The sequence below is a fragment of the Brucella sp. GW823-FHT04E01 genome (assembly GCF_058796175.1).
In genome coordinates this window covers 1-22,665 of sequence record NZ_JBXAIK010000003.1, presented here as the reverse complement: position 1 = coordinate 22,665, position 22,665 = coordinate 1, and the positions used below count along the sequence as shown (strand labels likewise).

Here is a 22,665-nt window from a genome sequence, read left to right as displayed (position 1 = left end):
CCCCCGGCTATCTTTGGCCGCGCGGTCGCCGGGCCAGGCGAGTGACAAAGCTGATGAGATCACCGCGATAGTGAAGCTTTTCGTAGTCGATTGCCCGATGCCCCTCGGTGTAGGACGTGCGCTCGATCAGGAAGACAGCGCTGCCCGGCTCGACTGCGAGGGCCTCCGCAACATCTGGCGAAGCAGTGATAGCCTCCAGCCGATACTCCGCCTCGACAAGCGGCAGATCATATTTGTCTTCCAGCAGTGTGAAGATCGGCTCGACGTCCAGATCGTGCGTAACAATCTTCTCACCGATTTCACGTGACAGATATGTTTCATCCAGAGACATGGCGACGCCGTCGGCAAGCCGAACGCGCCGGATCCGCATCACCAGAGCTCCGGACGGCAGAGCGAGCTGACGCGCAACGTCTGCATCGGCTGGCACTATCTCCGTGTCAAGCAATCGTGCCGTCGGCGCGCGGCCAAGCGCCTGCATGTCTTCGACGAAACCGGTCAGCTCCGTCAATTCCTGCGTGACTTTGGGCTGGGCAACGAAGGTTCCCTTGCCGCGACGAATTTCGACAAGGCCACGCGCGACCAGATTCTCGATGGCCTTGCGAACGGTCGTCCGGCTGACTCCGAAACGTTCGATCAGGCGATCTTCTGGAGGAAGCTGACTGCCAGCAGGCAGAGCACCGGCTGAAATATCGTCCGCCAGCGATGTTTCCACCTTGGCATAGAGCGGAGCATGATCTTCTGCGATTTTCATCAGAAGATAGTGACATCATGATGTCATGATGTCAATGAAACTCACCCGGCTGAGTGAACCTTTTCATTAGTTGTTTGTTAACCATGCTGGAGGACATCGCCATGCAGTTGATTTTTTGGATTGAGTTAACAGCGATCCTGGCCGTCAGCGCTGTTGTCTTCGGCATTACCTGGATCGAGATCCACAGAAAATGACGCGCTTGTTACTTGCCGATCAGATTTGGCTCTGGTCAGGCGTCATTTTTTCAACGGTCGTAGGCCTTTATCTGCTGTGGAGATTGCCCCATTGATTTCAGTGGGCGCTCCCTGTTACCGCGCAGTATGCTTCAGATAATCCCTTTCAGGCGCAGAAGCCCGAAGGCGGCAATAGTACTCGCATCTTTGATATCGCCACGAAGGATCATCTCGACGGCTTCCCCGATAGGAAAGCGGCGGCAGATGAGCCCCTGCTCTTCGGCATCGAGGTTGGGCTTTCCCATTTTCAGTCCTGTAGCGAGAAAGATATGGCACTTGTTAGCCGCAAAGCCGTAGGCTTCGTAAGTCTCTCCGAAATAGACCATTTCCTCAGCGGTCAGCCCGGTTTCCTCTTGCAGTTCTCCACGAGCCAAAGTGAGCGGATCGACGTTCTCCTGCTCCTGCCAGGCCCCTTGCGGAAGCTCCCAGAAGCGGCGCCCGACGGGATAGCGGAACTGTTCCACTAAATAGACGCCGTCTTCGTCATCCATTGCGAAAATCAGTGCGGCATCGTTTTTCTCGACAACGCCATAAATGCTTTCGCTGCCGTCCGGATAAACAATGCGATCCTCGCGAACCTTCATCCAACGATTTTCGTAGACCCGTCTGGATCCCAGTGTTTTTATTTCCGACATCCAGCCTCCGGTCGAAACCTGCCGCTCTCTTTTACAGGCTAGCGTTAAGGCTTTCCCATCGCAACAGACGGTTGAGTTGACGCGAAAACTGCGCCAAGGTGTCGGCCATGATTGATTGGCCACTCATATTTGCCAGCCTGCTAGCTATCGGCGTGGCAGTGTTCCTGATCTACTGTTTTGCAGTGATGATTTTTGCCAAGCCAGACGGCAAGCCCGTCGAGCCGACGACAATCGACACGGTCGATATGCTCCCCTTCATGAATCATGACGCTGATTGATATCCCGGTCTCAAATGCCAGCTGCCCGCGCATCCCGGAATCTGTCCGAGCGCAGCACTACCACGCGAATTTTCCTTGTTCACTGGATGTTTTGGCATTGAATGCCTCGTTTTCAACGGGGCGACAGTGCTAAAAATGCTCCCAGCAAGAAATAGAATTATTCTTAAAAACAATGCCCGAAACACAACATCACAAGAATGTAATTTAGTACATTTTATAACATCATTATATCATAAACAGACTCCACGATCAGCTCTATATCTTGCCATTGGAGATGCAGACCATGATCCACTCGACATCGAATACAGTCGCCTCAGGCGCACCGGAAGCCGGTGTTCGTGCGTTTGGCAATTCCGGCAGGCTTCAGGAATTGCTTGCCAAAGTCGAAGATGCCAAGCGCAAGGCCAACAACAGCTTGCGACGCGCCCAGTCCGCGCCTGAGCCACATGTAACGACGAATTCCATTTTCGTGTCTCTCTACGAAGAACATCTGCGAGACCGGGAATTGTTGTTTTCATCATTGCGGCAGCTTGATGATATGCGCAAAAATGCGAGTATCTGAGGCGACGCATCCATGAACATGCTTTGCCGTGAAAGAATGACCCAGAATTACGATCAGCCTGAATACGCCGCGCCTTCTGCCGATCTGTCCCGTATGGCTTTGACCGAGGAGCTCGTTTCGCTGAGCCTTCGGCTTGAGGTTGATCGCGGTCCTGATCCAAGCCGGGCACCGATCACCGACAATGAGGTCGATGAACTGGCGGAACAGCTCTTTCACGAAGCAGGAGACGAACCGCTCTGGGTTTTCGCCTATGGCTCCCTGATCTGGAAGCCGGATTTCGAGGCGGTGGACTCGCGCGCCGGAACGGCGAGCGGCTGGCACCGTTCATTCTGCCTTCGGCTGACCCGCTGGCGCGCAACGATGGCCCAGCCGGGCCTTATGCTGGCGCTGCGACCGGGCGGCAGCTGCAAGGGTATTGCTTTCCGGCTGTCCGATGAGGACCGCCTTGGACAATTGCGTCGAATGATCCGGCGCGAAATCAGTTCGATTGACGATGCCTATTCCATCCGCTGGGTTTCGATCGACACCGAGGATGGACCAATACGTGCGCTCGTTTTCTGGGCCGGACCGCGTGGAGACAGGCTTTCGGACAACATGCCCCTGACGTCCGTGGCACAATTGCTTGCGCGCGCCTGCGGGCATATGGGCTCCTGCGCCGAATATCTCTATCTCACCGTCAAGCATCTGGAAGAAAAAGGCATCCGCGACCGCAATCTCTGGGAGTTGCAGCGCCTGGTCGCCGAAGAGATCATCAGCATTTATTGCGGGGATATGCCCACGCAGAGCCTGAAACCAGCCTGAACGGAAAGCTGCGCGCTAGTCCTGATAGGCCAGACTATCACTGAAATTGCCGCTGAAATTGCGCCCGGCTTCACGGGCGATATTGGCCACAAGCGTGATCAGGCGCGTCGCTGCGCTTTCGAGATAAATAGCGCTATAGCTCGTCGCCGGGAAAACGGCATTGGTGTTCAGCACCTGCAGCTCACCTGTCCGAAGCTCTTTCTGGATCACCACCGGCGGAATGACGGAAATACCGACACCAGCCGAAATCATGTTGATCGTCGTGGTGAGCGAATTGGAATAATGAACGGTCGCGTCTTTCAGGCGCTCTTCGGTGAAATAATTGATGATCTGCTGATAATTATAGGAACCGCTCTCATAGGAAATGAGATTGCAGCCAAGCAGGTCATCGCGTGACAGCATGTCTTCAGCCCCGCCCGGAAACTGATTGCTGCGCGATATCCAGAACATGCCGAAAGTGCATATGTCGACGATGCGCAGGTTGGGCGTAGGCTCGGGCTTGATGGCAAAAACGATGTCGAGTTCCCGCTGCTCCAGCTTCTGCACGATCCCTTTCGATGATGAGGTCGTGATCGAGATGCGTATCTGCGGATAGCGTTGGCGGACGATATCGAGAATACCCGGCAATATGGTCATGGCGAGGCTCGGAACAATACCAATCTTCAGCGTGCCTTCAAGCCCGTTCTGCGGACTCAGGCTTTCCACCAGATCATGATAACGGCGTACGACATCGCGCGCGCCCTCGACAAAAGCTTCGCCTTCCGCCGTCAGATTGACGTCGCGGGCATCGCGGTCGAAGAGCCGGAACCCCAGTTCCTGCTCCATCGCGCCGATACGATTGGATATCGCCGCCGGGGTCATATTGAGGCGAGCCGCCGTCGCCCGGAAATTACGCAGTTCCGACAACCAGATCACCGTTTCCAGAAAACGGATATTCATGGACGGGCATGTCCCTTCCCATTTCAATCACCCGCGCGCCTGCGTTTCTTGAAGTCCCTTATAGCGCTGCGGGCAATCAGATTCGTCCTTTCCTTCTAAGACACTTGCGGGATGAAAATAAGCAAATAGTCATATTCCATCCCACAAATGATCAGGGCCGGCCGAAACCGGCCCGTATCGGATCAGCTTCCCGCGTGGGCGAGAATTTTCTTGGTGGCGCCAGACACGTCACCGAGCTTGAGACCGGTTTTCACCGAAGCCTCACGCACCTTTCCCTTGTCCTGTATATCGAGCGCGCGCGAGGCAACCGCGTTCACTTCGTCCCGCGGCAGGACCAGAACCCCGCTCTCATCGGCCAGAATGGCATCACCGGGATTGACAACCACACCGCCGCAAGAGACCGGAATGTTGATGCCACCGCCCAGATCATAGAGCCGCGTGGTGATGGGCGAGATACCCCTCGCCCACATCGGAAAATCGGAATCCTCGATTTCCGTCAGGTCCGTGCACGGGCCATCCACGATGCCAGCAACCGCACCCGAGGCCTTCGCAGCGATGGTCACACCGCCGCCCCAGCACGCATAGCGGTCGTCGCCCATCCGGTCCACCACCAGAATATCGCCGGGGCGAAGCATTCCGGTTACGTGGTGAAGCAGGGTGGAATCCGGACCCGGTATGGCGATGGTGACGGCGGTACCGACCACACGGCGCTTCGGGAGGAGCGGCTGGATGGAACGGTGCATGAAACCGAAGAAGCGCCAGTGTCCGACAGTGGCTGTCTCGACCCCCGACAGAAGCTGGAGGTCACCGGCAGCAACCTGCTCCGGCATGGGATTGATCGTATACATATGGGGCCTCCTATGCGCAGGCTTGCAACTGCTTGCCGATACGGCGATGGCTGACCATGGGGATGAGTGAACGCACACGTTCGATCTGCGCGCGCTCGATGCGCGCCGTCACGAAGCCGACACCGTCTGACGCGCGCGCCACAACGTGGCCCCACGGATCGCAGACGAGCGAGTGACCATAGGTATGACGCCGTTCGCCATTCGAAACCGTGCTGCCGGTCTGGCCGCAGGCGGCAAAATAGGTCTGGGTTTCGATGGCACGGGCACGCGCCAGCACCTCCCAGTGGTCCTTGCCGGTTTGCAGCGTGAATGCGGCGGGAAGCACGATGACATCGGCACCGGCCTTTTCCAGCTCCAGATAAAGTTCGGCAAAGCGGATGTCGTAGCAGATCGCGCAGCCGACCTTGAACCCGTCAAGGTCATAGACGACAACATTCTCGCCCGGCTTGACGGTTGCGGATTCCTTATAGGCCGTCCCGTCCGGCCCGACGATGTCGAACATATGGATCTTGCGATAATGCGCGATCTCCTTGCCTTCGCGATTAAAGACGAAGGTGGAATTGTAGATGCGCTTTTCGTTTGGAACCTTTTCCATCAAGGTTCCGGCATGGACGAAGACCTTGTGCTCGCGAGCAAAGTCCTGCGCCATCTTGTAGGCAGGGCCACCGGGAACGCTCTCGGCTGCCGCAAGTTTTTCTTCCGGAGTACCACCGTAATATTCGAAATACTCGGGCAGCACGATCAGGTCCGGAGAATCCGTGCGCACGGCATCTTCCATCAATCCCCGCGTAATACGCAGGTTTTCTGCCTTGTCGGTCTGCGGGCTCGTTTGGATCAGGCTAATCTTCATTTCTTCCTCCAGCGAATGAGTGGGTATTCAGTTCAGTCAGGCAACCAGGGCTTCGTTTTTCAGCATGTTCACAGTCGAAACCATGCCCTGGCGAAGCGTCATGTTCTGGGTAGCGACGACCAGCATCGCGGCGCCCTCTTCCTGTGCGAAGCGCCGTTCGGCTTCAGTCCAGGCGGGCATGATCCATGGCTTCCCGGCAGCGCGTGCAGCCGCCGCACAGCGGCGCAGATCGGCCTTGTCGTCATCATTGAAAGCGTATGCTCCCCGACCGCGCGCAAGCGCCAGATCCGAAGGGCCCGGAAACAGGCCGTCGACCGTATCGAGCGCGATAATCTTCTCGACGTCGGCTAGACTTTCCGCCGTCTCGACCATGGCGAAGCATTTGGTGCGCTTGTTCTCTTTTTCGAAGGCATCGGTCGCCGGGCGGGCATAGCCGAAAATGCGGCCACCCGTATAAGAGCGCGTGCCGACCAGCGGATATTTTGCAGCCTTCGTAACCTGATGCGCATGTTCCACGCCGAGAATATGCGGAACGATGACGCCATCCGATCCGAAGTCCAGCGCCTGCTGAATGGCTTCTGGCGTCGGTGCCAGCACCTTCGTCAGGGTGGAGAGACCTTGCGCCTTGGTGAAAGCCAGAAACTGGTCCAGCGTCGACAGGTCGAAGGTTCCGTGTTCGAGTTCCAGAACGAAGGATGAGAAGCCGCAGGTCCGGGCAATTTCGAGATAGCTGAAATGCGGTTGCGACATCCAGAGGGCGATATTTTCCATGCTTGCAGTCACTTTCAGTTGGGAGGTTATTTGCCGATTGTGCGTGACAATCCGAGTGTGCGTTCGATGACGAAGATGATGAGCAGCGTGGCCGCGATCAGCACGACCGAGATGGAAGCGGTCATCGGGTCGGTGCGGCTTTCGACATAGTTGAAGATTTCCACCGGCAGCGTCGTCATGCGCGGTCCGGTGATGAAGAGCGAGATCACCACCTCATCGAAGGACAGAAGAAAGGACAGTGCGGCACTTGCCACCAGACCCGGCATCATCAACGGCAGGGTGATGCGACGAAACACGGTGAACGGTGACGCACCCAGCATCGTGGCCGCCTCTTCAACCGATGGCGGCAGTGTCGAGAACGCCGTTATCATGATGCGGATGACGTAAGGGGTCGTCACGATCAGATGGGCGATCACCAGACCGGTGAACGTGCCGAGCAGTTCCAGCCGCACAAAGACCAGCAGAATGGCAAGGCCAAGCACGATGGAAGGCAGAAGCAGCGGCGCGGTAAAGAGGTTCAGCACCGCTTCGCGTCCACGGAACTGATAACGGCGGATGGCATAGGCCGCCGGGATACCTGCCAGAAGCGACAGGACGGTGACGACCGATGCAATGCCGAGGCTGATCCAGAACGCCTGAATGAGCGTTTCATGATGCAGCATTTCCGCATACCACCGCACACCCCAGCTCTGCGGCGGAAAAGTGAGATAGTTGTCGTTGCTGAACGATAGCGGCACGACGACCAGAATTGGGGCCAGCAGGAACAAATAGAGCAGGCCGACCAGTAGGCGGAATGGCAATGAAGTTGAACCAATCATCTCGTTTCTCCTTTGCCAATCAGTCGATGCGACGTGCGATGCGGGAATAGACCATCAAGGCGAGACCGAAGATGATCAGGACAATGACGGAGGTTGCGGCGGCTCGCGGCCATTCAAGCTGGATCACAGCCTGATCGTAGATTTCCGTCGCCAGCAGGAATACGCGCCCGCCACCAAGCAATTTCGGTGTGATGAAGGAGCTGATTGCCAGCACGAAGCAAAGCAGGCAGCCAAGTGCGATGCCCGGCAAGGTGAGTGGCAGGATGATCCGGCGAAACCGCGTGAAGGCATTGGCGCCGAGGGATGCCGCAGCCTCCTCAAGCGAGGCATTCAGGCGCCCGAAACCGGCAATCAGCGACAGCGCCATATAGGGGATCAGGATTTCCACCATCCCGATGAATACGCCGAGCGTATTGTTGACGAGCCTGATGGGGGAGGAAATGATGCCGAGGTTCATCAAGGCTCCATTGACAAGTCCCTGATCGCCGAGAAGCACCATCCAGCCATAGGTGCGCACCACGCTGCTGACGAGCAGCGGCGAGACCGTCACCACGAAAAGGAAGTTGCGCCAGACCGGCGAAACACGGTGCAGGAAAAGCGCGATCGGATAGGCACAGATAAGCGTTGCCAACGTGATGAACGCGCTCAGCCAGAGCGAGTTGAACACCAGACCCCAATTGAAACTGTCGGTGAAGAAATTGATATAATTCTCAAACGTATAGCGGTCTGTCAGGACACCGCCGCTCTCGCTCTGCAGGAAGGATATCTGCGCCAGATGGGCAACCGGTGCAATGAAGGCAATGAGATTGATCAAGGCCATCGGCAGAAGAAGCGCAACGGCGACGAGGCTGTAGCGTCTGCGCCTTGATGACTTTGCCGGGATGATGTCGGTCGATGTGATCGCTGTCATGACATCAGCTCCCGAAAACCAGCATGTCTTCCGGTTTCCATTCGCATAACAGTCGGTCGCCGGTATGGAATGCATGTCCTGCACTGGCGGTTGGCACTTCTACTTTCAGGCAGGCGCCCTCAATCTCGATGTCATATTGAACGATGTCACCGATATAGGTCGTGCGCTCGACCACGCCGTGGGCGCTATTGGTTACGACACTGACAAGATTGCGATCGCGGTTGGGCGTGAGATTGATGCGATGCGGACGAATGGCGATCTGCCCTGACCCGCGTGACTTTCCATGCGTGTTGCAGCGATAGGTGCCGCTGCCCAGACGGCAGACATTTTCGTCAACGATCTCGCAATTGTGGACATTGGCGCGTCCGACAAATTTGGCCACAAACAGGGAGGATGGCTTCTCATAGATTTCTTCCGGCGAACCGAGCTGTGCCAGCTTGCCGCTATCCATCACGCCGACGACGTCGCACATTGTCAGTGCTTCGACCTGATCATGTGTGACGAAAACCGTCGTGATGTCGAGGCGCTTCTGAATCTCGCGGATTTCGATCCGCATGTCGTCGCGCAGCTTCGCATCCAGATTGGACAGGGGCTCATCCAGCAGAAGAATGCGCGGACGGATGACCAGCGCGCGCGCCAGCGCCACGCGCTGCTGCTGACCACCGGACATCTCCTTGGGCTTGCGCGAACCGTAGCCGGGAAGCCGCACCATTTCGAGTGCTTCCTCAACGCGCTTCTTTGCTTCGGCCTTACCGACCTTACGCATATCGAGACCGAAAGCGACATTTTCGGCCACGGTCATGTGTGGGAACAGGGCGTAGTTCTGGAAAACCAGACCGATATCGCGCTGATGGGGCGGCCTGTGCGAAATATCGTTGCCATCAATCAGGATGTTGCCGTCCGAGATCGAAGCGAGACCTGCAATCATGCGCAAAGTCGTCGTCTTGCCGCAACCGGATGGACCGAGGAGGCCAAGCAGTTTTCCGCGCGGCAGATCGAGATGAAGATCGTCCACTGCCCGGTAGTTGTTACCGTAAAGCTTGGTGAGGGCCTTCAACTGTAGAAATGAGCTTTCTGCTACCATATCGAAACCTGTGAGGGGTCGTTGCCGCCCCGGAGAAACGGGGCGGAAGCGTGAATTTCAGGGTGAGGTAGAGTTTTAACGACCAGCCGGAATGATCTGGCGGCGCCAGGGATTGAGCAGCTTGTCGCGCATATCACCAATGGTCATCCAGTTGACCGGAATGAGCTTTTCGCGTTGGGCCGCATCCATGTACGGAATGCGCTTCTTCGTTTCGTCGTTCACGTCCGCTTTCGTGTTCGATGGCGCATAGAACATGATCTCGGCGAACCGGGCCTGCGTCTCGGGGCTTATCGCATAGTCGATGAATGTCTTGGTTGCATCCATATTTTTGCCGTTGGCAATCGCACTGATGACATTCACCTGCGCAGCCGTGCCTTCCTTCGGGCCGACCGACTGAAGCTTTCCGCCGGTCTGGTCGAAGTAGAACTGGGCGCGGGCATTATAGCCGATGGACAAGGTCGCAGTGCCGTTTGCAACCAGCGTATAGGCATCGGGCTTCGGTTCCCACGTCTGCACGGCAGGCGCCAGCTCCACCAGCTTGTCGACGCCCGGCTTCACAGTCTTCGTATAGTCGTCTTCACCAGCGAGACGGTTCGCGATGATCGTAAGCAGGATGGCTTGAATATCGCCGCCGCCCTGTGCCGGGATGATAACCTTGCCGCTTTGCTGCTTGTCCCAGAGCGCTTCCCAGCTATCCGGTGCACCTTGCGCAAATGCATCGTTGTTATAAAGAAGCGAAAGCGTGTCATATGTGATCGGAATTGCAGCGCCTGCGAGTTCCTTGCCGAGGTCGGCGACATCCGCATAATTTTTGAGCGATGCCGGATCGAGCTTCTCGACCAGCCCTTCCTCATCGGCGATCTTGGCGACCGAAAGGTCATAGATGACCGCATCCGTCTGGGGAGAGGACTTCTGGGCGCGCATGTTGCCGAGCGATGTCGCTGCATTCTGCACACCATAATAGGTGACCTTGATGTCGGGATGTTCCTTCTGGAACGGCTCGATGACGGCCTTGACATAATTGTCCTGGAATGCGCCGCGATAACCCATCACCGTGATTTCAGCAGCATTGGCTGCGAAAACAGTCATTGCCGAAACACTCAACGCTAAACTTGCCAGAAAAGCCGATTTTCTGTTGATCGAACGTGCCATCAGTCACTCCCCTTTTGTTTGAAGGTAAGGTGAAGAATGGTGGTCGGAGCGTCCAGCGACTTATTCTGTCCGCCTGTTCGATTTTGCTTTATGCCTTTGAATTTCAGGGGTTTCTGGGCTTGAGTGACAGGTGACAAGATTGGGATGACGCACCCGGTATTTCAGGTGTGATGAAATTCTAATCTGTTGCCTGTTTTTTGAGCAGACATTCTCCGCTTTCCGTTGTGCAAATCTTGCCCGCTTTATCGCTTGCGCCTGTGCCACCGTGGAAATGCGTCAAATTTGAAACTGGCACGGTCCTTGCTTCTATTAAATCGAACACCGAGCCGCGCGACACCGCATGACTTGTGGTGATCGATCAACCGAGGATGACAGAGAGACTAGCGATGACCAAGTACAAGCTCGAATACATTTGGCTCGATGGATGCACCCCTGCTGCCGGACTGCGCGGCAAGACGCAGATCAAGGAATTCGACGCTTTTCCGACACTTGAACAACTGCCGCTCTGGGGCTTCGACGGCTCATCGACGATGCAGGCCGAAGGCCGCAGCTCCGATTGCGTCTTGAAGCCGGTCGCGATCTATCCCGATCCCGCGCGCAAGAACGGCGTTCTGGTGATGTGTGAAGTCATGATGCCGGATGGCATCACGCCGCATCCATCCAACAGCCGCGCAACCGTCCTTGAAGACGATGATGCATGGTTCGGTTTCGAGCAGGAATACTTCTTCTACAAGGATGGCCGTCCGCTCGGCTTCCCGGAACAGGGCTTCCCTGCCCCGCAGGGTCCATATTACACGGGCGTCGGCTACAAGAATGTCGGCTCCATCGCCCGCAAGATCGTTGAGGAACATCTCGATCTCTGCCTTGATGCCGGTATCAATCACGAAGGCATCAATGCTGAAGTGGCCAAGGGCCAGTGGGAATTCCAGATTTTCGGCAAGGGCTCCAAGAACGCCGCCGACCAGATCTGGATGGCCCGTTATCTCCTGCTTCGCCTCTGCGAACAGTACGAAATCGATATCGAATTCCATTGCAAGCCGCTCGGCGATACCGATTGGAACGGCTCGGGCATGCACTGCAACTTCTCGACCAAGTATATGCGTGAAGTGGGCGGCAAGGACTATTTCGAAGCGCTCATGGCTCAGTTCGACAAGAACCTGCAGGACCATATCGACGTTTACGGCCCGGACAACCACATGCGCCTGACCGGCAAGCATGAAACCGCCCCATGGAACAAGTTCTCCTATGGCGTTGCCGACCGTGGCGCTTCGATCCGCGTTCCACACGCATTCGTCAGAGATGGATATCGCGGTTATCTGGAAGATCGCCGCCCGAACTCGCAGGGCTGCCCATACCAGATCGCTTCGCAGGTTCTGAAGACGATTTCTGAAGTCCCGACCTCGGAAGACGAAGCACTGGCTGCTTAATTTCTAGCCAAACGGCCTGCTTGAGGATTTCAGCAGGCCGTTATGCTTCATTCTCGTGAAACTGCAGACAACAAAAAAGGCCGGGGCGAAAACGCACCGACCTTCCTGATCATCGCTTTCCTACCAGTGCCAGTACATCCGTGGTCAAAAGCATCAAGCGATGAAGGCTATTGCGAGCGACAGACGCGTTCCAGCGCTCTTAAGCAATGCCTATGACAGCCATATAGGTGCACATCTTGTTCAAAACAAGGTCGTGCAACAATTTCTATAAATTAGTTTGACGCCTTAACCTGACGTCGCGTCAGCAGATACACGACGACAATTCCGCCACCGATCGCATAGGCCAGAACGTCCAGCCAATCCGGCGTCGCTCCGAGAATAATACGCAGGGCCGGGTTTCCGATCACGATATCGAACTGCTTTGCAAGATACTGACCATATTCCACCGCCACGCCGGTCAGAAACGCGATCAAGGCCAGCAGCAGGCGGTTTCCGTCAATAAAAGTTCTGAGCACCGCATAGACAAAGATGACGGCGATCACATCCCCGATGAAGCTTCTGATCCAGCCCAATCCTGCCCCCATTGTCGCGAGCAGAGCAAGTAGCGCCAGAAGCATCAGCGTGAAACACAATGCCGATCGCGAAAATTTAAACTGCACGGGATTTTCCTGCCAGGATATAGATCAAAGCCTAATCCAGCTTTTTCCCGTTCCACGCAAGACCGACGCACCGGAATATTAGTGGACTACTTGTTACTGCGATGGCACAAAGCGCCATCGCAGTCCCTTTTCATCGCTGTTCCTATAAAGCCTCACGCCATGTTCAGAACGCTTTCGGGCGCGAAAGCTTCGTAACCGAGCGCCTCAGCAACAGGTTTGTTGGTGATGCGCCCCTTGTGAACGTTCAAGCCATTGCGCAGGTGCTTGTCCTCGGCAATTGCCCTCAGGCCACGATCGGCAAGCGCCAGACCGTAATGAAGGGTGGCATTGTTGAGGGCGTGCGCCGAGGTCACCGGAACAGCACCCGGCATATTGGCCACGCAGTAATGGACGATCCCGTCCACTTCGTAAGTGGGATCGGAATGTGTCGTTGCATGGGATGTCTCGAAACAGCCGCCCTGATCGATAGCCACATCGACGATAACTGCCCCCTTCTTCATGCCCGAGAGCATTTCATGGGTGACGAGTTTCGGCGCTGCGGCACCGGGGATCAGCACGGCGCCGATGACGAGATCGGCAGAGAAGACTTCATCTTCAAGCGCCTGAATGCTGGAATAGCGGGTATGAACGCGACCGCTAAATATATCGTCGAGCTGGCGCAGACGCGGCAGCGAGCGATCCAGAATGGACACGTCGGCGCCAAGTCCCACTGCCATTCTGGCCGCATGAAGCCCGACGACGCCACCGCCGATGATCGTGACTTTTGCCGGTAGCACGCCGGGCACGCCACCCAGCAGAATACCGAGGCCGCCATTGGCTTTCTGGAGCGCCGTCGCACCGGCCTGTATCGACAGACGGCCCGCCACTTCCGACATCGGGGCGAGCAGCGGCAATCCACCGCGATCATCCGTTACGGTTTCATAGGCAATTGCCGTCACGCCGGAGGCGAGCAGGCCCTTGGTCTGTTCCGGGTCGGGGGCGAGATGGAGATAAGTGTAGAGAAGCTGGCCTTCGCGAAGCTGCGCCCATTCGGAGGGCTGTGGCTCCTTGACCTTCACGATCATGTCGCACTTCTCAAAAATGTCTTTTGCAGAAGCGGCAATTTTCGCACCAGCGGCGATGTAGCTGGCATCATCGGCACCGATACCGGCACCTGCCTTTGTTTCAATCCAGACTTCGTGGCCATGAGCCACATATTCACGAACCGCGGCGGGGGTCAGTCCGACACGATATTCATGGTTCTTGATTTCCTTCGGGCAGCCGACACGCATAAGCGTTCCTCTCATTTTTTGCCCACTTGCCGTGGGTCGTTGTCGATCCGAAAATGAGAACATCTGCAGCTTGCAATGTCCTTGCAAAGAAGATTTGCCTGCGCAGATTTTTTAGTGAATTATTGTGCAGATGATCCTCTTTTTCGAAGGTTCTTCGAATGAGCAATCTTGATCCTATCGATCTTGCAATTCTCAGGACATTGCAGGCCAATGCGCGCATCACCAATGCAGAACTTGCGGAGAAGGTTGGATTGTCGCCTTCAGCCTGTTCGCGTCGCCTCGACATTCTGGAAAAAAGCGATGTAATCGCCGGTTATCATGCCCGCCTGTCCCAGAAGGCGCTCGAATACCGGATGATTGCAATTGTCCATATCTCGCTCTCCGGACAGTTCGCCAAGACGCTGGCCGAATTCGAGGCTGCGGTGAAGCGTTGTCCCAACGTACTTGTCTGTTATCTGATGTCGGGGGAATATGATTATATTCTGCGCGTTGCAGCCCGCGATCTTGAGGATTACGAGCGCATCCATCGCGACTGGCTCTCGGCCCTTCCGCATGTCGTGAAGATCAATTCCAGTTTTGCGCTGCGTGAGGTGATCGACCGGCCGAATGTCGGTCTCTGACTGTTTATTTTGACGCGCATCTTACCCGAAAACCGTTTCACACTTTTCAGGATGCGCTCTAGATTGAAGCTTTCGAGTCCCTGATCGTTGGATCCATGTTGCAGTTCACCAGAAGAGTTTTGCAAGAGGCCGGTTGGGGCTTGCCAGCCTCAGTGGTCCTGCATCTGGTGCTGGCAACTCTGTTTCTGGTCCGCCTTCCGGCACTCCCTTCGCCGGCTTCGGAACAAAGCGTCAATGTGGAGCTGGTTCAACCACCGCCCCCTGAAAAGAAGCCTCAGCAGCAAACACCAAAGACGCCGGAACAGGCCGCCCCTCCACCGCAGCCACAGGCATTCGAATCTGCCTCGGCGAAGCAAGACGTGAAGTCACCGCCAGAGCAGGACCTGCCGCCCGCAGCGCCTGAAGAAATACAGAAGCCGGACGAACCCTCCGAGACTGCAGCCACAACGGATGCTGACAAGGCGGAAGAAAAACCTTCTGTGACGGAGGGCCAGCCTTCCGAACAGCTTCTTCAAGCGGAGAAACCATCTGAATCCGGTCAGGCCGCCGCGGAAAAAACTCAAACTGCACCGAAGCAAAAAGCCGATGCTCCCAAACCGGCGACGCCTGCCAAGAAACTGACGCGAGCGCGTGAAATCTATTCGAAGGACGCCATGTCCGATCCTCGTGTGAAACAGGCGCTGGGAAAGCTCGCGCCGAAGGACCGGATCATCCAGATTTGCGGCATCGAAGCGCTTGAACAGGTGCGCCGCCATAAAGCCGGTGCTTTTCCGGATATGCTTGCGCGTGAAGGCGGCTTCGTTTCGACAACCGGCCTGACCGTCAGCGACGGCGCCTTTCGCAGCCAGCGCAAGTGGTATGCTATCGACTTCACATGCAAGGTCGATGCGGAAACAATGGTGATTGGCTCTTTCAGCTACAATATCGGCAGGGCAATTCCGGAAAGAGAATGGGCCAGACGACAGCTTCCAAGGGACTGATAGCAGCCATGAAAATGTCGTCCCGCCGATGTATCACCATTCGTCAATGTAAACTGAACAACATAACTGAAATTCAAGGAGACCGGCATGACTGTGCATTTCGCCCCGCAACTGACTGTGTGTGGAATTCAGGAACTGCCCGATCAGCGGACGCGCAAAGTCACACATGTTCTTTCGCTGGTTGATCCGGACCTTCCGGAACTGGATGCGTTTCAAACTTTCGAGCAACACCATCGTGTAACGCTGCGTTTTCACGACATCATCAACGCAGCCGACAACCACACAATGCCAACGCCCGACCATGTGAATGCGATCCTGCAGTTCGGCTCGGAATTCCAGGCGGCACCGAACCCGCAAGCGCCGAGCCATCTGCTGGTCCATTGCCATATGGGCGTGTCGCGCTCGACGGCGGCAATGGTTTCGCTTATGGCACAGGCCAATCCGGACGAGACGGCAGAAAGCCTTTTCACCCGCCTTGTCGCCATTCGCCCGCAGGCATGGCCGAACTCCCAGATGATCGGCTTTGCCGACGAGCAGCTTGGACGCAGAGGCGAACTCACCGCTGCATTGCGCAGACATTACGGACGCCAGATTGAACGCACCCCTCAGTTTACCGAATTGATGGAGAGGCTGGGACGTCATGCCGAGCTTCAGATGGCGCTGCGGGACTAGCTCCCCGCCCCATCCATATTGTTCAGTTTGAACCTTCGTCCCCGGCAAGCTTCGTAACCTTGCCGGGCGGCGTCAGCGGTTCAGGAACAGGAACGCCGGTGAGCAGCCGATCGGCCCCCGAATAAATATCGCCCTGCACCTGTGCCGTCAGCCGTTCAGCATCGCGCATGCGAATATCGCGTAGCGTATCCTCTGCGAGACTCTCATCCAGACCAAGCTCGCAAAGCGCTTCCTTTCCGAAAAGCAGTGCAGATTCGAACGTTTCGCGCAGTTCAAAATCCACACCTGCCTTCAACAACTCGATGGAATGCGTGCGGTCGTAGGAGCGCACCATGATCTTTGCTGCCGGGAAATGAGACTTGACCAGTTCCACAATGCGATTGGCCGTCTTTCGGTCATCCACGCAGATCATGATGACTTCCGCTTCGTCTGCACCTGAATGATGCAGGATATCGAGACGTGATCCATCGCCATAAAATATCTTGAAACCGAACCGCCCGGCTTCACGGATACGGTTGGGATCGGCTTCGATAATCGAAACATCCGATCTCTGGGCAAGAAGCAATTGCGCCGCGATTTGTCCAAAACGCCCGAAACCGATCATCAACACCCGACCTTTGAGATTATGAGCGGTTTCAACGCCTTCGAGAGAAGGCGCTTCCTCGCGCAAAAGTCGGGAACCCAGAAGCAGCACGAACGGTGTCACGGCCATCGATAGAATGATGACAGTCGAAAACAGCGCATTGTCGCGTGCTGAAAGCAACCCGTTACCGAATGCCGACGTGTAGAGCACGAAGGCGAATTCTCCGCCCTGCGCGAAGAGCAACGTCCGTTCGAGCGCCGAACGATGGCTGGAGCCGAAAATTCGGGCGACGGCATAGATGCCGATTGCCTTGGTAATCACATAGGCAATGAGGAAGATGAGGACCGTGGGCCAGTCCGAAGCAACCACGCCGAGATCAAGCGACATGCCGACAGCCAGAAAGAACAGCCCCATCAGGAGCCCCTTGAACGGCTCGATGTCACTTTCGATCTGGTGCCGGTAACTGGAACCGGACAGCATGACCCCGGCCAGGAAAGCGCCCATCGCCATGGAAAGGCCGCTCGCTTCCATCAGCAGGGCAGCCCCGAGCACAACGATCAGTGCGCCAGCCGTCAAAACCTCGCGCGCCCTCGCACGCGCCAGCAAGGAGAAGAACGGATCCAGCAGCCAGCGCCCAACAGCAATCAGCAGCAAAATGGCGCCAATGGCCGTCGCAATGCCCAGGATTCCGCCGGACTCATGCTGGGAAGGCGAAAGGAAAGCAACGAGCGCCAGCAGCGGAACGATCATCAAATCTTCGAGCAGGAGAATGGAAACGGCCTTCTGGCCGTCGGGCGTGGCTATTTCGCCTCGCTCCTGCAGCATCGACATGATGACAGCTGTGGAAGACAGCACGAAGCCAGCCCCCGCGATCAAGGCCGTTATTGGAGACAGGCCCAGAAGAACCCCCGCCCCTGTCAGAAGGGCGATACAGCCCAGAACCTGTGCAAGACCGAGACCGAATATCTGCTGCCGCATCGTCCAGAGCTTGCCAGGGCGCATTTCAAGTCCGATGACGAACAGGAACATGACGACGCCGAGTTCGGAAAAATGCAGGATCGTTGCGGGATCAGTGAAGAAGCCGAAGACCGAAGGCCCCACCAGGGCACCGGCAGCGAAATATCCCAGCACAGAACCGAGACCCAGTTTCCGAAACAACGGCACCGCCACGACACCGGCGGCAAGCAGAACCACCGCAGGCCCGAGTGTCTGTCCAAGTCCTTCAGTCGCCATATGGTCTCCGTGTCAGGATCCGTTTGTTATGTTTCACTAATATACCGAGTCAATAAAAACTGAACAATTAACGCATCTCCGTCAACCGGATTCAAATTCCATCCGCGATGTGGCAGCCGAACTGATTATGGCTTACATTCCATGTGGTTATATAGAACGGAGCAAGAATGAACCTGATCGCCCATGTGGAAATACCGGTAGCTGATCTTGAAAGGGCTATGCGATTCTACTCCGCAGTGTTCGGAGCGACTTTTGGTGAAGTCGTTACGATACACGGAAACAGAATGGCCTATTTCCCTTTTGAAGAAGGCAAGGATGGCGCGAGTGCCGCGCTTGCCGAAGGCGACGTCTATATTCCAACCGTGCATGGCGCGATTATCTATTTCAATGTCGACGATGTGGACACCGTCATCACCAAGGCCGTGCAAGAGGGCAGCGAAATGCTGTTCCCGAAAACGCCGGTTGGAAACGGCTTTGTCGCGGAGATCAGGGACAGCGAAGGCAACCGGATTGCGATCCAGACTACCTGATATCTAAACCGGTTTTGCAAGCAGGCCGGTTGCAAGCGCTCGAAAGGCATCAATCGCCTTCGAAAGAACCCCTTTCGGATCTTCACTGGCGGCAATCCAGAGTGCTGCATTCAATGCTGCCCCGTTGAGCAACCGTGCGGCGGCTTCCGGGTCAACCGGTTTCAGCACGCCTTGCTCTATCAAAAGAGCAATTTTTTGCCGGGACGCCTGCAGACAACTGTTCTGGCTCGGCCATTGTGACGGATCGCCGAGAAACGCCGGTCCATCAAGCAGCACGATGCGCTGGACATCAGGATCGAGTGCCGCCTCGATATAGGCAACCCCTTCCGCCAAAAGCCCCTCCCACAGATTATCTGCCCGCGCAGCAATCTCTTGAGCACGTTCGGCCATTTCGCCATCCATCTGGCTGACCACAGCCGCTAGCAGCCCGCGCTTGTCTCCAAAATTATGGTAGAGCGCACCACGTGTCAGGCCGACTTCCGCAGTCAGTTCATCCATAGAGGCGGCGGCATAACCCTTTTCCGCAAAAGCCTTCCGGGCTGCCGCTATCAGCTTCACCCGGTTTTCTTCCATCGCCTTGATGCGCAGGTTCATGGCCATCGTCACACCTTTTTGGTATACGAACCGTATATTAATTGACATACGGATCGTATATGACTATTTAGTATACGTGACGTATATCAAATATCCCGGTTGTTTGTGAAGCCGCAAATACAAAAATCTTCCGATAACGCACGCCTCAGCATCAAAAAGGAAAACGAAAATGACCAGAAGAGAAACAATTTTCCCCGCCGACCGCAGTGCCCTTTATGACAAGCATCGTTATTCCGCCGCTATCCGCTCGGGCGACCTGCTGTTTGTCTCCGGTCAGGTTGGAAGCCGCAGCGACGGCACGCCCGAACCCGACTTCGCAAAGCAGGTTCAACTCGCTTTCGATAATCTTGAAGCGACACTGAAGGCAGCCGGCGCCACTTTCGATGACATTGTTGATATAACCTCTTTTCATACCGATCCTGAAAACCAGTTCGAGGCCGTCCTGCAGGTCAAGGACCGAATTTTCAGCGCCCCACCTTTCCCCAATTGGACTGCTATAGGCGTCAACTGGCTCGCCGGTTTCGACTTTGAAATCAAAGTCATCGCTCGCTTGCCGCAATAGGGACAGGCCATAAGCCGGAGCGGCTAATCCCGTTCCGGCAACTGTCATTCGCATTCCGCAATATAATTTGATTTGCAATTCAAACTATATTGCATCTTAATGACCTCATGATTTCAGACGCTCCCCGCTCTCAATTCGGTATTCGCTTTTCACTGCTGGCACGGCGCTGGCGACGTGCGCTCGACATCCGCCTTGCCCAAGCCGGGCTGACTGATGCGACCTGGGTTCCCCTTGTCCACCTTCACCAGACCGGCGGTGGCCTGACGCAGAAGGAACTGGCTGCCCTGGTCGGCATAGATGGGTCCAGTCTCGTACGCCTCCTCGACATTCTATGTCGGCAAGGTCTGGCGGAGCGCCGCGTCGATGAAAGGGATAGTCGTGCAAGGCTGGTTCATCTGACGGCGCAAGGGGAAAAGCGGGTTGCCGAAATTCGTCAGGAGCTGGCAAAGGGCGAGCAAGAAATGCTCGCCGATCTGTCAGACAATGACATTGCAATCATGCTTCGCAGCTTTGACAGCATTGAGCACCGACTGACGCTGATGCAATCCGATCGCGAGCAGGACCGAGAATAATGAAAGCGGACGGATCTCTTTCAGGACGCCGCCACGCCGCCTATAACCTTCTGAAGCCTCAGCAGTTTCGCGAAAGCATCGCCCTTGCTGGCCAGCCATCGCTCCGAAACTCGTCGCTTGCCGGGCTACAGGCTGCCGCCACGGTTGCCATCGCGCTTCCGTTGGTCAGCCTGTCCTCGTGGTCGCATCTAATCGGCTTTGCCTCGCTTGGCTCGCTCGTCGCATTGTTCGGCCGGTTTGCTCCGGAGGCAAAACGCGAATGGATCGTCCTCCTGTGCGCGATCTGCCAGACACTCGCGGTGTTTTTCATGTCGCTCGCCACATGGGTTGGCCTGCCCTTGCCCGGCCAGCTTTTGCTGCTGGCACTTTCTGCGGGCATATTCTCTTTCATAACCGTTACCGGCAAATTCGGACCACCCGGCGCGCTCATATTCATCTTCGCAGCCGGCGCCTCCATGACGCCGGTCGCGTCGCTGCACGTTGTGTTTGAGCGTACCGCCGCGACAGCAATCGTCTCGGCTCTCGCTTGCCTGATCTGTGCCCTGACCGAGAAGTTTCGTCATCAGGCATCGCCGGAAAAGCCATTTCCATCCGAGCCGTCACGTCCGACAGTTCACCGGCTTATTGCCGCCGGTCGGATTTCGCTTGGCGCCGCAATTGCCGCGCTGACCGCTTATGCTCTCGGCGCCATCCACCCAGCCTGGGCAGCCATGGGCACTGTCGCCGTGATGCAGGGCGCGCATCTGCACATCAGCATGAACCGAGCCTTGCAACGCATGGCAGGTACGCTTCTGGGCGCCTTGATTACATGGCTGGTGCTTGCGCAAGGCCCCAGTCTCTGGTGCGTCATTGCAATCCTGGCCGGACTGCAATTCGCCACCGAAGTCATTATTGGCAGCAATTATGCGCTGGGGCAGATTCTGGTAACTCCGATGGCGCTTTTGATGACCTATCTGGCAATGCCCGGAGTGTCCCACAATGGTATAATTTCCGAACGTATCCTCGATACGTTTCTGGGCGCAGCTCTGGCGGTCATCTTCGCAGTCATTTGTTCCAATCGCGACGACCGTATTTTTCTCGCCCAGCATAGGGCAAGAAAATAACGCACCAAAAGAAAAAGGCGCCGTAAGGCGCCTTTTTGCTAACTTACCAATCGGCCCAGCCATATCAATATGCAGGCACCGATAAAGCCCGCGATCAGATAGCCCAGCCAGCCGCCGAACGAAACACCGAGAAATCCGAAAATAAAACTCGCTACGGCTGCGCCGATGATACCGAGAATGACATTCATGAATATCCCGGTATTGCTGTTCATGAAATTGGAGGCAATCCAGCCGGCCAGGCCGCCTATGATGATCGCCGCAATCCAGCCAATTCCTGCGCTTCCCATCGGGAACCCTCCTGATTACAATCCGGCGGGAACTTTACCGCCATTATCCTTGAGTTTCTGGATAACCTGCTTGTGCAGCCAGACATTCATGGTCGCGGAATCGCCTGTGTCGCCGGTATAGCCCAGCTCCTTGGCAAGTTGCTTGCGGTGCTCCAGACTGCTGTCGAGGCCAAGAGCCTTCATCAGATCGACGATCGAAGTCTTCCAGTTGAGCTTCTGGCCGCTTTTGGCAACGGCAGCGTCCAGAATGGCGCCTACGTCGACAGCGCCCGCGGCAGCGGGTGCGGATGCAGATGGCGCCGGAGCGGCGGCAGTAGAGGAAGCGGTAGGTGTCGGAGCAGGCTGTGCAGCCGTTTCCGCCTCAGGAGTTGCCGCTTGTGCCTCGCCCCAAATGGCGTTCTTGATCTTATCGAAAATCCCCATAATGAACTCCAATCGTTGAAAACCGATATGCCCCCAAACTTCCGATTTGTGACGACCGGAAACCTGGACGCAGCAAATCATCCGGTGATTCCCAGACAAACGCTCGAACTAAATGAATCTGAAGCCATTTTGTTCCCGATAAAGATGCGGTTGAAAGTTTCTTCCACGTATAGGCCGGTATTCGAGTGGGCTGAGCGGCATAAATCCGAGCACCAAGACAGGCTCAGCGATCTGCACCGGACATATCGCCAGCATAAAACAGTCCGCTGACAACGCACGTGCCAGACATGTTTATGATGCAACGGGATTTCATGTGACGGGTATCAATATGAATAAGTCCCTCACTTAGTGGGCATTGGGAGCCAGGCTTCCGGACACACTCGATTTTTCATACGATGACTGATAGCGGAGGTTGTTACGCCGAGCTCGATTGCAGCCATTTTCATGCTTTTGCGGCGTACGATTGTCACGAATATGTTGAGATCAGCCAGCGCGGAGCGATCGAGGTTCACGATTG

Annotated in this window: 28 protein-coding genes; 11 read left to right on the top strand and 17 right to left on the bottom strand. The window is 56.0% G+C overall.

Annotation, left to right across the window (positions count from 1 at the left end; all coding sequences use genetic code 11):
* Positions 1–7 precede the first annotated feature (7 nt).
* Complete coding sequence (locus AC1RHM_RS10455; protein WP_010659330.1) at positions 8–751, bottom strand: GntR family transcriptional regulator; 744 nt, start codon at positions 749–751, stop codon at positions 8–10.
* 325 nt (positions 752–1,076) lie between these two features.
* A complete protein-coding gene (locus tag AC1RHM_RS10450; protein ID WP_029376026.1) occupies positions 1,077–1,619 on the bottom strand; it encodes an NUDIX domain-containing protein in 543 nt (180 codons plus the stop codon).
* 107 nt (positions 1,620–1,726) lie between these two features.
* Here AC1RHM_RS10450 and AC1RHM_RS10445 point away from each other — a divergent pair, with 107 nt between their 5' ends.
* The 3 genes from AC1RHM_RS10445 to AC1RHM_RS10435 all read left to right on the top strand — a co-directional run bounded on the left by AC1RHM_RS10445 (position 1,727) and on the right by AC1RHM_RS10435 (position 3,260).
* Entirely contained in the window at positions 1,727–1,897 is a 171-nt protein-coding gene (locus AC1RHM_RS10445; RefSeq protein WP_155243286.1) for a hypothetical protein, read from the top strand.
* 283 nt (positions 1,898–2,180) lie between these two features.
* Complete coding sequence (locus AC1RHM_RS10440) at positions 2,181–2,459, top strand: hypothetical protein (protein WP_010659332.1); 279 nt, start codon at positions 2,181–2,183, stop codon at positions 2,457–2,459.
* A gap of 36 nt (positions 2,460–2,495) precedes the next feature.
* Positions 2,496–3,260 carry a gamma-glutamylcyclotransferase gene (locus AC1RHM_RS10435; protein ID WP_226622641.1) on the top strand — a complete coding sequence of 255 codons (765 nt, stop codon included), beginning with the start codon at positions 2,496–2,498 and terminating at the stop codon, positions 3,258–3,260.
* A 15-nt stretch (positions 3,261–3,275) separates the two neighbouring features.
* On the opposite strand, the gene AC1RHM_RS10430 is transcribed toward AC1RHM_RS10435, so the two are convergent.
* The 8 genes from AC1RHM_RS10430 to AC1RHM_RS10395 all read right to left on the bottom strand — a co-directional run bounded on the left by AC1RHM_RS10430 (position 3,276) and on the right by AC1RHM_RS10395 (position 10,632).
* The gene (locus tag AC1RHM_RS10430) at positions 3,276–4,199 is read right to left on the bottom strand and encodes a LysR family transcriptional regulator (protein WP_010659334.1); all 924 of its coding nucleotides are present in this window, start codon (positions 4,197–4,199) and stop codon (positions 3,276–3,278) included.
* Positions 4,200–4,381: 182 nt separating this feature from the next.
* Positions 4,382–5,047, bottom strand: coding sequence for an RraA family protein (locus tag AC1RHM_RS10425; RefSeq protein ID WP_010659335.1), 666 nt, complete (start codon positions 5,045–5,047; stop codon positions 4,382–4,384).
* 10 nt (positions 5,048–5,057) lie between these two features.
* On the bottom strand, positions 5,058–5,897 hold the full coding sequence (locus AC1RHM_RS10420) for a carbon-nitrogen hydrolase family protein (protein WP_029929986.1): 840 nt from the start codon (positions 5,895–5,897) through the stop codon (positions 5,058–5,060).
* Between the two features lie 36 nt (positions 5,898–5,933).
* Positions 5,934–6,668, bottom strand: coding sequence for an aldolase/citrate lyase family protein (locus AC1RHM_RS10415; RefSeq protein WP_010659337.1), 735 nt, complete (start codon positions 6,666–6,668; stop codon positions 5,934–5,936).
* A 26-nt stretch (positions 6,669–6,694) separates the two neighbouring features.
* Positions 6,695–7,486, bottom strand: a complete 792-nt coding sequence (locus AC1RHM_RS10410) for an ABC transporter permease (RefSeq protein ID WP_006470062.1) — start codon at positions 7,484–7,486, stop codon at positions 6,695–6,697.
* A gap of 19 nt (positions 7,487–7,505) precedes the next feature.
* Positions 7,506–8,396 (bottom strand): ABC transporter permease, encoded by an 891-nt coding sequence (locus tag AC1RHM_RS10405; protein WP_010659338.1) that lies wholly within the window; start codon positions 8,394–8,396, stop codon positions 7,506–7,508.
* A gap of 4 nt (positions 8,397–8,400) precedes the next feature.
* Positions 8,401–9,480, bottom strand: a complete 1,080-nt coding sequence (locus tag AC1RHM_RS10400; RefSeq protein WP_012093472.1) for an ABC transporter ATP-binding protein — start codon at positions 9,478–9,480, stop codon at positions 8,401–8,403.
* Between the two features lie 75 nt (positions 9,481–9,555).
* Positions 9,556–10,632: an extracellular solute-binding protein gene (locus tag AC1RHM_RS10395; protein WP_036589259.1), complete on the bottom strand. Its 1,077-nt coding sequence runs from the start codon at positions 10,630–10,632 to the stop codon at positions 9,556–9,558.
* A 386-nt stretch (positions 10,633–11,018) separates the two neighbouring features.
* On the opposite strand from AC1RHM_RS10395, the gene AC1RHM_RS10390 reads away from it, so the two are divergent.
* Positions 11,019–12,059, top strand: a complete 1,041-nt coding sequence (locus AC1RHM_RS10390; protein ID WP_010659341.1) for a glutamine synthetase beta-grasp domain-containing protein — start codon at positions 11,019–11,021, stop codon at positions 12,057–12,059.
* A 272-nt stretch (positions 12,060–12,331) separates the two neighbouring features.
* Here the strand turns inward: AC1RHM_RS10390 and AC1RHM_RS10385 are convergent, their stop codons facing one another.
* Together AC1RHM_RS10385 and ald are read right to left on the bottom strand one after the other, a co-directional pair.
* Positions 12,332–12,718, bottom strand: coding sequence for a ribosomal maturation YjgA family protein (locus tag AC1RHM_RS10385; RefSeq protein WP_151577178.1), 387 nt, complete (start codon positions 12,716–12,718; stop codon positions 12,332–12,334).
* A 152-nt stretch (positions 12,719–12,870) separates the two neighbouring features.
* On the bottom strand, positions 12,871–13,989 hold the full coding sequence (gene ald / locus AC1RHM_RS10380; protein WP_492332565.1) for an alanine dehydrogenase: 1,119 nt from the start codon (positions 13,987–13,989) through the stop codon (positions 12,871–12,873).
* A 158-nt stretch (positions 13,990–14,147) separates the two neighbouring features.
* Here ald and AC1RHM_RS10375 point away from each other — a divergent pair, with 158 nt between their 5' ends.
* The 3 genes from AC1RHM_RS10375 to AC1RHM_RS10365 all read left to right on the top strand — a co-directional run bounded on the left by AC1RHM_RS10375 (position 14,148) and on the right by AC1RHM_RS10365 (position 16,261).
* The gene (locus AC1RHM_RS10375; protein WP_010659344.1) at positions 14,148–14,609 is read left to right on the top strand and encodes an Lrp/AsnC family transcriptional regulator; all 462 of its coding nucleotides are present in this window, start codon (positions 14,148–14,150) and stop codon (positions 14,607–14,609) included.
* Positions 14,610–14,704: 95 nt separating this feature from the next.
* Positions 14,705–15,589, top strand: coding sequence for a DUF930 domain-containing protein (locus tag AC1RHM_RS10370; RefSeq protein ID WP_151577177.1), 885 nt, complete (start codon positions 14,705–14,707; stop codon positions 15,587–15,589).
* Between the two features lie 87 nt (positions 15,590–15,676).
* The gene (locus AC1RHM_RS10365; RefSeq protein WP_010659346.1) at positions 15,677–16,261 is read left to right on the top strand and encodes a tyrosine phosphatase family protein; all 585 of its coding nucleotides are present in this window, start codon (positions 15,677–15,679) and stop codon (positions 16,259–16,261) included.
* Between the two features lie 22 nt (positions 16,262–16,283).
* On the opposite strand, the gene AC1RHM_RS10360 is transcribed toward AC1RHM_RS10365, so the two are convergent.
* The gene (locus AC1RHM_RS10360; RefSeq protein ID WP_010659347.1) at positions 16,284–18,077 is read right to left on the bottom strand and encodes a monovalent cation:proton antiporter-2 (CPA2) family protein; all 1,794 of its coding nucleotides are present in this window, start codon (positions 18,075–18,077) and stop codon (positions 16,284–16,286) included.
* Between the two features lie 167 nt (positions 18,078–18,244).
* Between AC1RHM_RS10360 and AC1RHM_RS10355 the strand changes: the two genes are divergently transcribed.
* Positions 18,245–18,607, top strand: a complete 363-nt coding sequence (locus AC1RHM_RS10355; RefSeq protein ID WP_151577176.1) for a VOC family protein — start codon at positions 18,245–18,247, stop codon at positions 18,605–18,607.
* A 3-nt stretch (positions 18,608–18,610) separates the two neighbouring features.
* Here the strand turns inward: AC1RHM_RS10355 and AC1RHM_RS10350 are convergent, their stop codons facing one another.
* Positions 18,611–19,207: a TetR/AcrR family transcriptional regulator gene (locus tag AC1RHM_RS10350; protein ID WP_029929971.1), complete on the bottom strand. Its 597-nt coding sequence runs from the start codon at positions 19,205–19,207 to the stop codon at positions 18,611–18,613.
* 163 nt (positions 19,208–19,370) lie between these two features.
* Between AC1RHM_RS10350 and AC1RHM_RS10345 the strand changes: the two genes are divergently transcribed.
* The 3 genes from AC1RHM_RS10345 (at position 19,371) to AC1RHM_RS10335 (ending at position 21,438) form a co-directional block, all read left to right on the top strand.
* Complete coding sequence (locus AC1RHM_RS10345) at positions 19,371–19,763, top strand: RidA family protein (protein ID WP_029929969.1); 393 nt, start codon at positions 19,371–19,373, stop codon at positions 19,761–19,763.
* Between the two features lie 107 nt (positions 19,764–19,870).
* Positions 19,871–20,335 carry a MarR family winged helix-turn-helix transcriptional regulator gene (locus tag AC1RHM_RS10340; RefSeq protein WP_029929966.1) on the top strand — a complete coding sequence of 155 codons (465 nt, stop codon included), beginning with the start codon at positions 19,871–19,873 and terminating at the stop codon, positions 20,333–20,335.
* Entirely contained in the window at positions 20,335–21,438 is a 1,104-nt protein-coding gene (locus tag AC1RHM_RS10335) for an FUSC family protein (RefSeq protein ID WP_029929963.1), read from the top strand. Before AC1RHM_RS10340 ends, AC1RHM_RS10335 begins: the two co-directional genes overlap by 1 nt.
* A 38-nt stretch (positions 21,439–21,476) precedes the next feature.
* Here AC1RHM_RS10335 and AC1RHM_RS10330 read toward each other — a convergent pair whose 3' ends face one another.
* From AC1RHM_RS10330 to AC1RHM_RS10320, 3 genes are all read right to left on the bottom strand, one after another.
* Positions 21,477–21,725: a GlsB/YeaQ/YmgE family stress response membrane protein gene (locus tag AC1RHM_RS10330; RefSeq protein WP_010659353.1), complete on the bottom strand. Its 249-nt coding sequence runs from the start codon at positions 21,723–21,725 to the stop codon at positions 21,477–21,479.
* 15 nt (positions 21,726–21,740) lie between these two features.
* On the bottom strand, positions 21,741–22,148 hold the full coding sequence (locus AC1RHM_RS10325) for a DUF3597 domain-containing protein (protein WP_010659354.1): 408 nt from the start codon (positions 22,146–22,148) through the stop codon (positions 21,741–21,743).
* A 341-nt stretch (positions 22,149–22,489) separates the two neighbouring features.
* Entirely contained in the window at positions 22,490–22,660 is a 171-nt protein-coding gene (locus AC1RHM_RS10320) for a helix-turn-helix domain-containing protein (protein ID WP_012093484.1), read from the bottom strand.
* Positions 22,661–22,665: the final 5 nt, after the last annotated feature.

Bases quoted from the DNA above. Each gene is read 5' to 3' on its own strand.
- AC1RHM_RS10325 (WP_010659354.1), bottom strand. From the start codon at position 22,148: ATGGGGATTTTCGATAAGATCAAGAACGCCATTTGGGGCGAGGCACAA.
- AC1RHM_RS10400 (WP_012093472.1), bottom strand. From the start codon at position 9,480: ATGGTAGCAGAAAGCTCATTTCTACAGTTGAAGGCCCTCACCAAGCTT.
- AC1RHM_RS10350 (WP_029929971.1), bottom strand. From the start codon at position 19,207: ATGGCCATGAACCTGCGCATCAAGGCGATGGAAGAAAACCGGGTGAAG.
- AC1RHM_RS10450 (WP_029376026.1), bottom strand. From the start codon at position 1,619: ATGTCGGAAATAAAAACACTGGGATCCAGACGGGTCTACGAAAATCGT.
- ald (WP_492332565.1), bottom strand. From the start codon at position 13,989: ATGCGTGTCGGCTGCCCGAAGGAAATCAAGAACCATGAATATCGTGTC.
- AC1RHM_RS10405 (WP_010659338.1), bottom strand. From the start codon at position 8,396: ATGACAGCGATCACATCGACCGACATCATCCCGGCAAAGTCATCAAGG.
- AC1RHM_RS10360 (WP_010659347.1), bottom strand. From the start codon at position 18,077: ATGGCGACTGAAGGACTTGGACAGACACTCGGGCCTGCGGTGGTTCTG.
- AC1RHM_RS10420 (WP_029929986.1), bottom strand. From the start codon at position 5,897: ATGAAGATTAGCCTGATCCAAACGAGCCCGCAGACCGACAAGGCAGAA.
- AC1RHM_RS10340 (WP_029929966.1), top strand. From the start codon at position 19,871: ATGATTTCAGACGCTCCCCGCTCTCAATTCGGTATTCGCTTTTCACTG.
- AC1RHM_RS10335 (WP_029929963.1), top strand. From the start codon at position 20,335: ATGAAAGCGGACGGATCTCTTTCAGGACGCCGCCACGCCGCCTATAAC.
- AC1RHM_RS10455 (WP_010659330.1), bottom strand. From the start codon at position 751: ATGAAAATCGCAGAAGATCATGCTCCGCTCTATGCCAAGGTGGAAACA.
- AC1RHM_RS10330 (WP_010659353.1), bottom strand. From the start codon at position 21,725: ATGGGAAGCGCAGGAATTGGCTGGATTGCGGCGATCATCATAGGCGGC.
- AC1RHM_RS10395 (WP_036589259.1), bottom strand. From the start codon at position 10,632: ATGGCACGTTCGATCAACAGAAAATCGGCTTTTCTGGCAAGTTTAGCG.
- AC1RHM_RS10370 (WP_151577177.1), top strand. From the start codon at position 14,705: ATGTTGCAGTTCACCAGAAGAGTTTTGCAAGAGGCCGGTTGGGGCTTG.
- AC1RHM_RS10365 (WP_010659346.1), top strand. From the start codon at position 15,677: ATGACTGTGCATTTCGCCCCGCAACTGACTGTGTGTGGAATTCAGGAA.
- AC1RHM_RS10345 (WP_029929969.1), top strand. From the start codon at position 19,371: ATGACCAGAAGAGAAACAATTTTCCCCGCCGACCGCAGTGCCCTTTAT.
- AC1RHM_RS10410 (WP_006470062.1), bottom strand. From the start codon at position 7,486: ATGATTGGTTCAACTTCATTGCCATTCCGCCTACTGGTCGGCCTGCTC.
- AC1RHM_RS10440 (WP_010659332.1), top strand. From the start codon at position 2,181: ATGATCCACTCGACATCGAATACAGTCGCCTCAGGCGCACCGGAAGCC.
- AC1RHM_RS10355 (WP_151577176.1), top strand. From the start codon at position 18,245: ATGAACCTGATCGCCCATGTGGAAATACCGGTAGCTGATCTTGAAAGG.
- AC1RHM_RS10390 (WP_010659341.1), top strand. From the start codon at position 11,019: ATGACCAAGTACAAGCTCGAATACATTTGGCTCGATGGATGCACCCCT.
- AC1RHM_RS10425 (WP_010659335.1), bottom strand. From the start codon at position 5,047: ATGTATACGATCAATCCCATGCCGGAGCAGGTTGCTGCCGGTGACCTC.
- AC1RHM_RS10445 (WP_155243286.1), top strand. From the start codon at position 1,727: ATGATTGATTGGCCACTCATATTTGCCAGCCTGCTAGCTATCGGCGTG.
- AC1RHM_RS10415 (WP_010659337.1), bottom strand. From the start codon at position 6,668: ATGGAAAATATCGCCCTCTGGATGTCGCAACCGCATTTCAGCTATCTC.
- AC1RHM_RS10435 (WP_226622641.1), top strand. From the start codon at position 2,496: ATGACCCAGAATTACGATCAGCCTGAATACGCCGCGCCTTCTGCCGAT.
- AC1RHM_RS10375 (WP_010659344.1), top strand. From the start codon at position 14,148: ATGAGCAATCTTGATCCTATCGATCTTGCAATTCTCAGGACATTGCAG.
- AC1RHM_RS10430 (WP_010659334.1), bottom strand. From the start codon at position 4,199: ATGAATATCCGTTTTCTGGAAACGGTGATCTGGTTGTCGGAACTGCGT.